This window comes from Pseudomonas orientalis (genome assembly GCF_022807995.1).
Taxonomy (GTDB): Bacteria; Pseudomonadota; Gammaproteobacteria; order Pseudomonadales; family Pseudomonadaceae; genus Aquipseudomonas; species Aquipseudomonas orientalis_B.
This window is the reverse complement of sequence record NZ_CP094351.1, coordinates 2,528,826-2,542,396: the sequence shown is the minus strand read 5'-3', so window position 1 is coordinate 2,542,396 and position 13,571 is coordinate 2,528,826. Positions and strand designations below refer to the sequence as shown.

General features: G+C 60.6%; 9 protein-coding genes. 7 read left to right on the top strand and 2 right to left on the bottom strand.

The window, feature by feature from the left end:
- Positions 1-149 precede the first annotated feature (149 nt).
- The gene (locus MRY17_RS11240; protein ID WP_243353771.1) at positions 150-1,304 is read left to right on the top strand and encodes a DUF1624 domain-containing protein; all 1,155 of its coding nucleotides are present in this window, start codon (positions 150-152) and stop codon (positions 1,302-1,304) included.
- A 15-nt stretch (positions 1,305-1,319) separates the two neighbouring features.
- Here MRY17_RS11240 and MRY17_RS11235 read toward each other — a convergent pair whose 3' ends face one another.
- Positions 1,320-1,949, bottom strand: a complete 630-nt coding sequence (locus MRY17_RS11235; RefSeq protein WP_191953312.1) for a DNA-3-methyladenine glycosylase I — start codon at positions 1,947-1,949, stop codon at positions 1,320-1,322.
- A 231-nt stretch (positions 1,950-2,180) separates the two neighbouring features.
- Between MRY17_RS11235 and MRY17_RS11230 the strand changes: the two genes are divergently transcribed.
- The 4 genes from MRY17_RS11230 to MRY17_RS11215 all read left to right on the top strand — a co-directional run bounded on the left by MRY17_RS11230 (position 2,181) and on the right by MRY17_RS11215 (position 6,133).
- Positions 2,181-3,491: a C4-dicarboxylate transporter DctA gene (locus tag MRY17_RS11230; RefSeq protein ID WP_181285120.1), complete on the top strand. Its 1,311-nt coding sequence runs from the start codon at positions 2,181-2,183 to the stop codon at positions 3,489-3,491.
- A 158-nt stretch (positions 3,492-3,649) separates the two neighbouring features.
- Positions 3,650-4,351 (top strand): FadR/GntR family transcriptional regulator, encoded by a 702-nt coding sequence (locus MRY17_RS11225; protein WP_191953313.1) that lies wholly within the window; start codon positions 3,650-3,652, stop codon positions 4,349-4,351.
- 17 nt (positions 4,352-4,368) lie between these two features.
- Positions 4,369-5,055: a GntR family transcriptional regulator gene (locus tag MRY17_RS11220; RefSeq protein WP_191953314.1), complete on the top strand. Its 687-nt coding sequence runs from the start codon at positions 4,369-4,371 to the stop codon at positions 5,053-5,055.
- 79 nt (positions 5,056-5,134) lie between these two features.
- A complete protein-coding gene (locus MRY17_RS11215) occupies positions 5,135-6,133 on the top strand; it encodes a sel1 repeat family protein (protein ID WP_181285123.1) in 999 nt (332 codons plus the stop codon).
- A 98-nt stretch (positions 6,134-6,231) separates the two neighbouring features.
- Here MRY17_RS11215 and MRY17_RS11210 read toward each other — a convergent pair whose 3' ends face one another.
- Positions 6,232-11,091, bottom strand: a complete 4,860-nt coding sequence (locus tag MRY17_RS11210) for an NAD-glutamate dehydrogenase (RefSeq protein WP_181285124.1) — start codon at positions 11,089-11,091, stop codon at positions 6,232-6,234.
- 483 nt (positions 11,092-11,574) lie between these two features.
- Between MRY17_RS11210 and MRY17_RS11205 the strand changes: the two genes are divergently transcribed.
- A complete protein-coding gene (locus MRY17_RS11205) occupies positions 11,575-11,928 on the top strand; it encodes a hypothetical protein (protein WP_181285125.1) in 354 nt (117 codons plus the stop codon).
- 681 nt (positions 11,929-12,609) lie between these two features.
- On the top strand, positions 12,610-13,569 hold the full coding sequence (locus MRY17_RS11200) for an AAA family ATPase (RefSeq protein WP_020301524.1): 960 nt from the start codon (positions 12,610-12,612) through the stop codon (positions 13,567-13,569).
- The last annotated feature ends 2 nt before the right edge of the window (positions 13,570-13,571 follow it).

Here is a 13,571-nt window from a genome sequence, read left to right as displayed (position 1 = left end):
CTGCTGAAATAAAGACAATGCGCTGTTTTTATGGGGGCATTCCTGGCGGGAATAGCGCTGCTGAATCACTGCGCAGGACTGATCGGCTAAACCACCGATTAATGTTATAGAATAACGTCCCTTTTATTTCCTGCCTTGTGAACCGTCCCATGACTGACGCTGTTTCGCTACGCCAACGCCTGCTTTCCATCGACGCCCTGCGCGGCCTGGTGATCCTCTTCATGCTGCTCGACCATGTACGCGAAACATTTCTGCTGCATCGTCAGGTCGGCGATCCGATGAGCATTGACACGACCGAGCCAGCGCTGTTTTTCAGCCGCACCCTCGCCCACCTTTGTGCGCCCGTGTTCGTGCTGCTCACCGGTTTGTCGGCCTGGCTGTACGGCCAGAAATACCAGGGCAGGCGCGCGGTGTCGGCATTTTTGTTCAAGCGTGGGCTGTTTCTGGTCGTATTGGAGTTCACGCTGGTCAACTTCGCCTGGACCTTCCAGTTGCCGCCTGCTGTGATCTATCTGCAGGTGATCTGGGCAATTGGCGTGAGCATGCTCGCCCTCGCCGCCCTGGTATGGTTGCCGCGCCCGCTGCTGATTGCCTTGGCGCTAATGCTTATTGCCGGGCACAACTTGCTCGACGGCGTACATTTCACACCCGACTCGGCGGCGCAGGTGGCGTGGTCGATCCTGCATGAGCGCAGTTGGATCGAGGTGTCCGACACCCTGCGCCTGCGTGTGACGTACCCGGTGCTGCCGTGGATCGGCGTGATTGCCCTGGGCTACGGCCTCGGGCCGTGGTTTTCGAATGCCGCGCTGCCAGCCATCCGCCAGCGTTATCTGCTGCTGGCGGGCGTCGGCGCGTTGCTGGGTTTTGGGCTGTTGCGGACGGTCAACGGGTATGGCGAAAAACCTTGGCAGGCCTATGACAGCGGCGTGCAGACCGTCATGAGCTTTTTCAATATCACCAAATACCCGCCTTCGCTGTTGTTCCTGGCGCTGACGCTGGGCATCGGCCTGCTGTTGCTGCTGGCGTTCGAACGCGCCGGGCACAAGCGCTGGATCAGCACGCTGGCGGTATTTGGCGCGGCGCCGATGTTCTTTTATCTGCTGCACCTGTATGTGCTCAAAATACTCTACGTCGCGTGTGTCACGGTGTTCGGGCTCAATCACGGCAATTTTTTCGGGTTCGACAACATTGGCGCCGTGTGGCTGGCGGCGTTGGCGCTGCCACTGGCGCTGTATCTGCCGGTGCGATGGTTTGCCGCACTCAAGGCGCGGCGCAGGGATATCACCTGGCTTAAATACCTCTGAGAGAGTCGCGAGCCCTCAAGGTCGTTCGAACTGACGACGCAGCGCTTCGATGCGCTCTCGGCAGACGCAACCCTCCAGGTGATCATTGACCATACCCAGCGCCTGCATCAACGCATACATCGTGGTCGGGCCGACAAAGGTCCAACCGCGTTTTTTGAGCGCTTTGGACAAGCGCACCGAAGCCGGCGAGGTCGGGTTGGCGTTCCAGTACGCCAAGTCCACCAACGCCGGACGCTCCTGCGGGTCGGGTTCGAAAGACCATACCCAGCGCGCCAGCGAACCGGTTTCATTCACCAGCTCGCAGGCCCGGCGGGCATTGTTGATCGTGGACAGGATCTTCGCCCGGTTGCGCACGATCCCGGGGTCGCTCATCAAGCGTTCGATATCCGCCTCGCCATACTGCGCCACCTTGCGAAAATCAAAGCCATCGAACGCCCGCCTAAACTGCTCACGCTTGCGCAAAATGGTGATCCACGCCATCCCCGCCTGAAAACCTTCCAGGCAAATCTTCTCGTACAACAGCACGTCATCCGCCACCGGCACGCCCCACTCCTGGTCGTGATAATGCAGGTATTGCGGCGCGCCGTTGCGCCAGGCGCAATGGGTGCGCCCGGCTTCATCCAGCGTCAATCCCGATGGGTCCATTCATCACCTCGCGTACCGAGCGCGGATGATACGCAAAAAAAATTCCACGCCGTCAACCGCTCAAGCATCGCACTCGCCGACTTACTGGTCAGACCGGAAACCGTTGACCACTGAATATTTACTTGTAGTTTGAAAAAAACCGAGCCTAGACTGGCCCCGCACTGGACTTACCGGTAAGACCACAACAATTAAGCCCTGGACCCACCAGGGCACCGAATAGAGATCCTTCCCATGCTCAGATGGTGCTCGCGTTCGATTTTCCTGCAAGTCGTGATTGGCCTGATGCTAGGCGTTATTTGCGGCCTGGCCCTTCCCGAATTCTCCTCGCAACTCAAACCCTTGGGTGACGGCTTTATCAAGCTGATCAAAATGTTGATCGGCCTGATTGTATTCTGCGTCGTGGTCAGCGGTATTTCCGGCGCCGGCGATTTGAAGAAAGTCGGGCGCATTGGCTTGAAGTCGGTGATCTATTTCGAAGTGCTGACCACCGTCGCCCTGGTGCTCGGCCTGATCATGGCTTTCAGCACCGGCATCGGCAGCGGCGCCAACATCCATCTGGAACAACTGTCTTCAGCCGGCCTGAATGAACTGGCCGACAAGGGCCAGCACATCAAAGGCACCAGTCAGTTCCTGATGGACCTGATCCCCAACTCGGTGATCGGTGCCTTTGCCGACAACAACGTGCTGCAGGTGCTGTTGTTCTCCGTGCTGTTCGGCAGTGCGCTGAACCTGGTGGGCGAAGCGGCGAGCGGCATCTCGCGGCTGATCAACGAGCTGAGCCATGTGATCTTCCGCATCATGGGCATGATTGTGCGCCTGGCACCCATCGGCGTATTCGGCGCGATCGCGTTCACCACCAGCACTTACGGCCTGGACTCCCTGCAGCACCTGGGCAGCCTGGTAGGCCTGTTCTACCTGACCTGCCTGGCGTTCGTCGCGCTGATCCTGGGCCTGGTGATGCGCTTGTCGGGCCTGCGCATGCTGCCGCTGCTCAAGTACCTGCGCGAAGAGTTGCTGATCGTGATGGGCACGGCTTCGTCCGACGCGGTGCTGCCGCAGATCATGCGCAAGCTGGAGCACTTGGGCATCGGCAGCTCCACCGTGGGCCTGGTGATTCCTACCGGGTACTCGTTCAACCTCGACGGTTTCTCGATCTACCTGACCCTGGCCATCGTATTTATCGCCAACGCCACCGGCACCCCGCTGTCGATGACCGACCTGCTGACCATCCTGCTGGTATCGTTGATCACCTCCAAAGGTGCCCACGGCATTCCGGGCTCGGCGCTGGTGATTCTGGCGGCCACGCTCACGGCTATCCCGGCCATTCCGGTGGTAGGCCTGGTGCTGGTACTCGCGGTGGACTGGTTCATGGGCATTGGCCGCGCGTTGACCAACCTGATCGGTAACTGCGTCGCCACCGTGGCCATCGCGCGCTGGGAGAAAGACATTGATATCCAGCGCGCCAACAAGGTACTCGACGGTCAGCAAGGCTATGCCTTCCAGGCCAAGAAGCCGGTATTGCCGGCGCATCAGGAATTCTGAAAGCGGCATGGCCAAATGTGGGAGGGGGCTTGCCCCCGATAGCTATCCATCAGTTGATGATGCTGTGACTGACCCACCGCCATCGGGGGCAAGCCCCCTCCCACATTGGTTCATCACACGATTTACTGCCGTATTCGCAACATCAAGGAGATATCGACGTGATCAGCACCTCAACCGTCGTCAATTCAGTCGTAGAAAAGCTGCGCGCCGCCCTGGCACGTGGCCAATGGCGCCGGGGTGAAATGCTGCCTGGCCAGCGTGAACTGGCCGAACAGCTGGGCATCAGCCGCCCCAGCCTGCGCGAAGCGGTGATCGTGCTGGAAACCCTCGGCCTGGTGCGCTCCATGCCCGGCAAAGGCGTGGTGGTGCTGGAAACCAGCGTCAGCGAGCCGCAGTCGAGCGACGCCGTGGCCGATGCCAGCCTGGAAGACATTCTGCAACTGCGCTATACCCTGGAACCCTTCATCGTCGGCCTGGTCGCCCAATCCATCAGCAGCAAGGAAATCGGCCAACTGCGCCTGACCCTGATGGACATGCGCGAAGCCCTGGATGCCGGTGACGCCGAAGCGGGCATGAACGCCTACATTGGTTTTCACGAAGAGCTGTTTGCCCTGACCTCCAACCCGATCTTCCAGAACGTGGTGCAACAAACCAGTAACGCGCTCAAGCAAAGTGCCCAGGTGCTGCGCAACTCACCGGAGCACCTGGCCGAACGCCTGCAGGAAAATGAAGCCGTGGTACGCGCAATCCGCAATAAGAACAGCGCCCTGGCCAGTGCTGAAATGCGTCGGCACATCCTGCAGGAAGGCTTGCGCATGGGCATCCGCCTGAATATCCCGGATGACCATCTGGGCAGCTGATTTTTTGGAGACCGGCCATGAACGCTCACGCTTTGCACGACGCAACCTTCCTTGCTCCCCTGCGTCTGGCCTGCGACAAAAAGCCTTCGGTGGAGGACGTCTACCCCCGGTTGTTCGACGCCATTCTGGAACAACGCATCGCCCCCGCCAGTCGTTTCAGTGAGGAAGGCCTGGGTGAGACCTTTGGTGTGAGCCGCAGTGTGATTCGCCGCGTACTGGCAAAGCTATCCTTGCAGCAAGTGATCATCCTGCGCCCCAACCAGCGCGCCCAGGTGGCTGCGCCGGATGCCCTGCAAACCCGGCAGATTATGGAAGCGCGGCGCAGGGTCGAGATGACCGTAGTACAACTGGCGTGCGCTCAGGCAAAACCGTCCCAAATACGCCAATTGCGCGAACTGATCAACGGCGAACGTGAGTGCATTGCCCGTAAACAACGCGGGGCCGCGATCCGCTTGTCGGGAGAATTCCACCTGCAGTTGGCGATGATCGCGGGAAATACGCCGCTGGCGCAATTCCTCAATAGCCTGGTGCCTTTGACGGCTTTGGCCATTGCGCAATGCCCGGAAACGGCCCATACGAAGGATACGTGGGAAGAACACGCTGCGATTGCCGATGCCGTAGAGCGGCATGATTGCACCACTGCTGTAGAGCGGATGAGCCAGCACCTTAATCACCTCGAATACCGCCTCGTTACCCCGCTCTAACTATATAGCGCCAGCTCGGCGCCCTCTTTTCATAGTCTGGATATCGCACTGATTGAGTGCTTCATGACTGGCATTGAAAATGATCATTGATACAAAAGTTTACGAGAACCTGTACACCCTGATTAGCCAATTACACGAGCAAAAGGCTTCCCTCACAGAGCCGTTGAAAACCTCGTTGAGCGAACTGATCAATACATCGAAAGAGATCGGAACAGCGTTGTTCCATCAAGAACGCTTTGAAGAAGCTGAATTCTATTTGACGTTCCCTGGGCTGGCCGGCGAAGCCGAAGCACAGTACGCCATGGCTACCTGCACCGGTTACCAACTCGGCGCGTTCCGCTACCCATTCGCGCGAACTGTAGGATGGCTCCGGCTCGCAGCGGCGCAGGATCATGTCCTGGCCTTGATGTGGCTGGGTGATACCCAATCGCTGGCAAAGGCTAAGGCACTGTCCACAGAGGGGGCAGCCCAAGGTGACATACAAAGCATGTTCAATTTGTATACCCTGACCCAGGACATCACCTGGCTGACCAAGGCTGCCGATACGGGCAACCCCAGGGCCCTCTATAAACTTGCTCAAACCTATCAGAAACACCCGGGACTGATGCCCGACGCCCTGGAGCGCACGGCAACAATTGAAGCATTGTGTGCAAGAGCCGCTGACAGCGGATATCCATGGGCACTCGCGGACCGTTTGTTCTCCCCGACCTCAAACGCCACGATGGTTGAAAAGCAGCGAAGACTTGCTCAATTGGCGTGGACAGGCGACCAGAACGGGTTGCTCGAGTATGGCTATGCACTTGCCGCCCTTCCCCGGGACAACACCAAACCTGCTCGTACCTATGGAATGGACAGAGACCTGCCCAAGGCCTATGCCGCGCTGAAATTCGAGTGGGATAGAACGGCTACCACCAGGCCTGTCCCAGGACTGGAAGAGGCTATCGATTTCATCTCTCATCAGATGAATGTGGATGAGCACGACGCCGCCCTGGCCAGTCAGTCGGAGCTGAAAAGCAAAATAGCCTCATCCGTTAAATATCATGAACCCAAGGTCGTTGTAGGTTACTCACCCTATTGACCATGACAGTACCAGCGCAGCTGGTTGATGCGACTGCAAAAAAAATCCTCGTATCTTTCGACACGAGGATTTCCGGTTTCAACGCCCTGCCAGCACTTTTACAGCACCGACTGACCGCTCAACGCCAGGTCCAGCAACTCACGGTTGGCCACCGCGTACATGGCGTAGTCCGTGCCGACCGCAGCACGAATTTCCACCATCATCGCGCGCCAGCGATCCGCCATGTCCTGGTGCTGCTCAAGCCACAGGGCCACGCGGGCTTCCATGTCTTGTGGCGCATCGGCCATTTGCAGGACCGAAATGGTGATCGCCCGTTGCTGCCAGTCCACGTCATCGCGGAAGGCTTCGCGGGCCTGGGCCTGCCAGTTGTTGGCCACTGGCAGATCACTGATCTGCTGCAGGTACCATGGCAGGTCCAGGGCGCTGCCGACGGCGAAGTAGGCCTTGGCCACTTCGGCGGCGTCATGCCCGGTCACGTCGGCGGCTTCGATGATCGGCAGCAGGGTGTACAGGTGGGTCGTGCCTGCAACCATGCGCGCCAACAACTCCGGCACGCCGGCCTGGGTGTAGGCCTGGTAGCGGTTCTGCCAGCCTTCACGGGTCGGACCTTCGAGCAGTTCATCAAGCTTGAGGCCCAGCGCGGCCAGGTGCGGACCGAAGTGCGCAGTGTCACGCCCGGCGTCCTGTTCGTTGCGACGGCTGCGCAGGAACCAGCGCGTGGCGCGACGGCCCAGGCGCATCAACTCGTCCATCAGTTCCAGTTGCACGTCGGCCGACACCTGGTGATCCAGGGCTTCGATCTGACGGAACCAGTGCGGGAGATGGAAGATATCGCGCACGATCACATAGGCGCCCGCCACGTTCGCCGGGCTCATGCCGGTCGACTCCTTGAGTCGCTGAACGAAGGTGATGCCCATGTGGTTGACCAGGTCGTTGGCGATCTGGGTGCTGACGATCTCGCGCTTGAGGCGATGGCGACGCATGGCCTCGGAGAACTTGGCCACCAGGCTCGGCGGGAACGCGGTTTCCATGTCGCGGGTCAGGTATTCGTCATCCGGGACCTGGGACTTGAGCAGCGCTTCCTTGAGGTCGATCTTGCTGTAGGAGATCAACACCGACAGCTCCGGACGCGTCAGGCCCTTGCCCGTCGCGGCGCGCTCGACAAGCTGCTCCTCGGTCGGCAGGTACTCGATGGCGCGGTCCAGCTTGCCACGGCCTTCCAGGTCGCTCATCAGGCGCTTGTACTCGGCGGCACGCTCGTAAGCCTTGCGCGCGGCCAGGGACAGGGCCTGGGTCTGCTTGTAGTTGTTGCCCAACACCAGGTTGCCGACTTCGTCGGTCATGCTCGCCAGCAACTGGTTGCGTTGCTTGTCGGTCATGTCACCGGCCTGCACCACTTCGTTGAGCAGGATCTTGATGTTCACTTCGTGGTCGGAGCAGTCCACACCACCGGCGTTGTCGATGAAGTCGGTGTTGGAGCCGCCGCCATTGAGGCCGAATTCCACACGGCCCAGTTGGGTCATGCCCAGGTTGCCGCCCTCGCCCACCACCTTGCAGCGCAACTCGTTGCCGTTGACGCGCAGCGCGTCGTTGGCCTTGTCACCCACATCGGCGTGGCTCTCGGTGCTGGCCTTGACGTAGGTACCGATACCGCCGTTCCACAACAGGTCCACCGGCGCCTTGAGCAAGGCGTTGAGCAGCTCGGTCGGGGTCAGTTTGTCGGCCTTGATGTCGAAGCGTTCTTTCATCTGTGCCGAGATGGCGATGCTCTTGGCGCTGCGCGAGAAGATCCCGCCGCCTTCGGACATGATGCTGGTGTCGTAGTCGGTCCAGGCCGAACGCGGCAGCTCGAACAGGCGCTGGCGCTCGACGAAGCTGGTGGCCGGGTTAGGGTTAGGGTCGATGAAGATGTGCAAGTGGTTGAAGGCCGCGACCAGTTGCAGCTTGTCGGACATGAGCAAGCCGTTACCGAACACGTCACCGGCCATATCGCCGACGCCGACCACGGTGATGCTGTCTTCCTGCACGTTGATGCCGCGTTCACGGAAGTGACGCTGCACACCGACCCACGCGCCTTTGGCGGTGATGCCCATTTTCTTGTGGTCGTAACCTGCCGAACCACCGGAGGCGAACGCATCGCCCAGCCAGAAGCCGTAGTCGATGGCGATGCCGTTGGCGATGTCGGAGAAGGTCGCAGTGCCCTTGTCCGCCGCTACCACCAGATACGGGTCATCGTTGTCATGGCGCACAACGTTGACCGGCGGCACCAGGGCGCCGTCCTTGAGGTTGTCGGTGATGTCCAGCAGCCCGGAAATGAAGATGCGGTAGCAGGCAATGCCCTCGGCCGCGATCTCGTCACGGCTGCCGCCCAATGGCAGGCGACGCGGCAGGAAGCCGCCCTTGGCCCCCACCGGCACGATCACCGAGTTCTTCACCTGCTGGGCTTTTACCAGGCCGAGCACTTCGGTACGGAAGTCTTCTTCACGGTCGGACCAGCGCAGGCCGCCACGGGCCACATTGCCAAAGCGCAGGTGCACACCTTCGACGCGCGGCGAGTAGACGAAGATTTCGAACTTCGGCACCGGCTTGGGCAGCTCAGGGATAGCGTGCGGGTTGAACTTGAAGCTGAAGTACGACTTGTTCTGGCCGTTGGCGTCGGTCTGGTAGAAGTTGGTGCGCAGGGTCGCCTTGATCAGGTCCAGGTAACGACGCAGGATGCGGTCCTCGTTGAGCACCTGGACGTCGTCCAGCGCGGTGAGGATCGCTTGTTCCAGGCGTTGCTGCTTGTCTTCCAGGTCGTCGGCGGTGAGCTTGCGCGCCAGGTAGAAGCGGGTCTTGAATAACCGAGTCAACTCGCGGGCGATGTCGGTGTGGTTGTTCAGGGTGCTGGCGATGTAGCCGAGGTCGAAGCCCAGGCGGATCTGCTTGAGGTAACGTGCATACGCGCGCAACAGCGCCACGTCACGCCATGGCAGGCCGGCGGTGAGCACCAGGCGGTTGAACGCATCGTTTTCGGCATCGCCGTGAACGATGTGCACGAAGGCGTCCTGCAGCGTGTCGTTGAGCTGCGAGATGTCCAGGTTCACGCCTTCGGCGGCGATGAACGCGAAATCATGGATCCAGAACTCACGGCCATTGGCATGACGCAGGCGGTACGGGAATTCGCCCAGCACGCGCAGGCCGAGGTTTTCCAGGATCGGCAGCACGTCGGACAATGCCAGCGGGGTGTCCGCATGGTAGAGCTTGCAATGCAGCTCGCGCTGGCCGGAGACCTGGCCCAGCGGCTGGTAGAAACTCATCACCAGCGGGTTGGCTTCGGTGAGGCTGTTGAGGTGCTGCATGTCGACCACGGCCGAATGCGCGGCGAAACGCTCGCGGTAGCCGGCCGGGAAACCTTTCGGGAAGTCTGCCAGCACGTTGGTGCCGTGGGCTTCACCGAAGCTTTCCACCACCAGGCTGGCGTAGTCGTCCTGCCAGCTGCGGCAGGCTTGCACCACTTCCTTTTCCAGTTGCAGCGGGTCGATGTCCAGGCGGTTCTTCGGGTCAACCCGCAGAATCAGTTGCACACGGGCCAGCACGGACTCGGAGAAGAAGGTCCAGAATTCGCAGTCCGAGGCTTTCAGGCGATCCATCAGCACTTGCTGGATTTTCTGGCGCACTTCGGTGGAATAGATGTCACGCGGCACGTAGGCCAGGCAGTAGCAGAAACGGCCGTACGGGTCTTTGCGCAGGAACACGCGGATCTTGTTGCGCTCCTGGATCTGCACGATCGACATCACGGTGCTGAACAGCTCATCGACCGGGGTCTGGAACAGGTCGTCACGGGGCAGTACTTCAACCACCTGGGCCAGCTCTTTACCCAGGTGCGCCTTGGCCTGGAAGCCCGAGCGGCGCTCGATTTCCGCCACCTTGCGGCGGATGTAAGGAATCACCCGCACGCTTTCGCCGTACACCGAGGAGGTGTACAGGCCCATGAAGCGGTGTTCCTTGATGACCTTGCCGTCGGCGCTGATCTCACGGATCGACACGTAGTCCGGGTAAGCCGGGCGGTGCACGCGGCTTGGGTGGGCGGCCTTGGCGAACGACAGCACGGTCGGTTCGCGCAGGTAGGCGACGGCGTAGTCTTCGATGCGCAGGTCTTCGGCGGTGAGGCCGGCGCGCAGCAGCTTGGTCAGACCGAGGAAGGAGCCGGCGTCATATTCGATATGACCGCCGTCCGCCTCGTCACGTACCACGAACTCTTCGTAGCCCAGGAAGGTGAAGTGGTTGCCCACCAGCCACTCGAGGAAGTTCTTGATCTCGGCTTTTTCTTCGCCGTCGATAGTGAAAGCGCTGGCGTCGATACCGGCCAGCAGGTCCTGGACCTTGGCTTTCATCGGCTCGAAATCGGCCACGGCCACACGCACTTCGCCCAGCACCTGCTCAAGCTCTTTGCTCAGCACGTTCAGCTCGGCGGCGTTGGCGCAGCGGTCGATTTCCAGGTACATCAGCGATTCTTGCAGGATGCCGTCGCCCTGGGTGCCCTTGGGCAGCACTTCCAGCAGCTCGCCCTTGCTGCCACGGCGCACACTGAGCACGGTGGTTTGCAGGGTGTGGATGCTGTAGCCACGACGGTTGAGCTCGGTACGCACCGAGTCCACCAGGAATGGCAAGTCATGGTGCAGCACTTCGACCGCGGTGTGGGTCGATTGCCAGCCATGACGTTCGTAATCGGGGTTGTAGACCCGCACTTGCGGTTGGGTGTGATCGAAGCGCTCAAGCAGGCGCCAGGCAGACAGGGTGCAACCGGCCAGGTCGGAAAGGCGACGCTGGGTCAGTTCGTCCAGGGAAATAATGCCGAAGAATTGCTCAGCGAACAGCGCCACTTGTGGCAGTGCCTGTTCACTGATGTGCTGCGCCAGTGCCGCTTGCAGTTGGTGCTGGAAGTCGGCCTTGCTGGCTGCGGTGAAGAACGCCATCTGTGGTACTCCGCTTGGGCTTGTTATTGATGGAAGCGTCGCGTGTTATCCCCCTGCGGGGAGACCGTCAGCTCTGTTCGTCGGTCACGATAAACGATTCAGAGTGACAGGTGGGTGAAGCTGGACAAGACAGTCAGGTCACATACAACTTCCACCGGATGCGCATTATGCCGGGTGACGGTACGACGGGCAGGTCAGGCGCCTGGCGTGGAGCACATCCGTTGCCCAGCTTAACGAGTGTGGGAAGCGCGCTGCTTGCGGTGCTGCGACATATTCGGTCATCGGTAAGCAGGCGCCGGGTTGCAACTTGGGCAACCGGGTTTTTCCGGGTAATAAACCGGCTGCTCTCAAGCCCGTGAGTGCCGGAAATGACTGATACGGCTCGACAGGTCATGCCCTGGCTTCTGACACATCATGCAGCATTAAATTCGCCGCAATGGCACAATTGGCCCGTGCAACGCCCCCCTCCACACAGGATTCCCCATGCTGCAGCTGAAAACCGACGCCCTGATGGCCACCCCGTGCGACGACGAAGAAGACAACATGGCCATGCTCTGCTGCCACGGCAAGAACGGCGAGATGTTCATGCTCAGCCGTTACCCGGACGAAGACGACGTGGAGTTGACCTGGGACTACGAGCCGTCGACGCTGGCCGGGCTCAAGGTAACGCTGGGCAACACCACTCTGTCGGTAGAACTGGCCGCCGGTGATGCCGATGCGCTGGGGGGCAAGGACCACCTTGAGATTACTCATGCCACGGCCGCATCCGACCTGGCCGAGGTCGAACAGACCCTGCAGAACATCCTCAAAGGCACCGGCACCTTCACCCGGATTTAAGCTGCACCCAGGATCAAATGTGGGAGGGGGGCTTGCCCCCGATGGCGGTGGGTCAGCGACAACAGCGCTGGCTGACACACCGCATCGGGGGCAAGCCCCCTCCCACATTTGGATCGCGGATCGGCAAAAGACACCGGTCGGCTCTAAGGCCGCCGCGCTTTTGCTTTTGATCTGCTTTTGATCTTAAGCGCCCCGTTAAACCACGCTGGCCGAACGCAGGCTTGAATCCGTAGGCAACCCGGCAGGACGCCGGGTTAGCCGCACTGGGCCATGGATGGCCCATTGCGGCGGCCCACGGATTCAAGCCTGCGTTCGGGCACACCGAGCCTGGGCGAGGTGCCGAGTGGTGGGGCAAGAGCGTTTTGCTTACTTTTGCGCTTTTCAAAAGTGAGCCGCTGTAAAAGCGGAACCCTAACTGGCCGTTACCGCAGAAACGGATATGTACTCAATCCAATCCAGCATCCTGGTCGGCCCTGAGGCCGCCATCGGGGGCAAGCCCCCTCCCACCTTGACTGTGCCCACGCCAGCAAGCACGCACACCTACACAAAATTCCTACAAGTTTTGCCAAAAATACCCGTCACGCCGTTAGTCGCCACACCCCGCGATGCATTAAAGTAAGCGCCCCAGGCCGGTGTTTTTTCCCTGACACCCAGGCTCATCTTTTCCAGGAACCGTCATCGATGGAACATCGTGAAGCGCTGCTAGCGCTGCGAACCTTTCTTTCTACGCAGATTCTCGGCCAGGAAAAACTCATCGATCGCCTGCTGATCGCCCTGCTCGCCGACGGCCACATGCTGGTTGAAGGCGCACCGGGCCTGGCCAAGACCAAGGCCATCAAAGAGCTGGCTGAAGGTATCGAAGCGCAGTTCCATCGTATCCAGTTCACCCCCGACCTGTTGCCCGCCGACATCACCGGCACCGAAATCTATCGCCCGGAAACCGGCAGCTTCGTGTTCCAGCAAGGCCCGATCTTTCACAACCTGGTGCTGGCGGACGAAATCAACCGTGCCCCGGCCAAGGTCCAGTCGGCGCTGCTCGAGGCCATGGCCGAGCGCCAGGTCAGCGTGGGCCGCAGCACCTACGAGCTGTCGCCGCTGTTTCTGGTCATGGCCACGCAAAACCCTATCGAGCAGGAAGGCACCTACCCCCTGCCGGAAGCCCAGCTCGACCGTTTCCTGATGCACGTCAAGATCGGCTTCCCGGATGCCGCCGTCGAACGGCGCATCCTGCAACAGGCCCGTGGCGAAGCGCTCAACGGCGAAACCAAGCCCGAGCGCCGCGTCAGCCAGCAGGCGATCTTTGCCGCGCGCAAGGAAATCCTCGGCCTGTACATGGCCGATGCGGTGGAGGAATACCTGGTGCAACTGGTCATGGCCACGCGCACCCCGGCCAAGTTCGACCCCGAGATGGCCGAGTGGATTGCCTATGGCGCCAGCCCGCGCGGCTCGATTGCCCTGGACCGCTGCGCGCGCGCTCATGCCTGGCTGGCCGGCCGCGACTTCGTCAGCCCCGAAGATATCCAGGCGGTGCTGTTCGACGTGTTGCGCCACCGCATCATCCTGTCGTTCGAAGCCGAAGCGGCCGGCGTGGACCAGGACCGCGTGGTGCAACGCATCCTTGACGTCGTTGCCGTCGCTTGAAG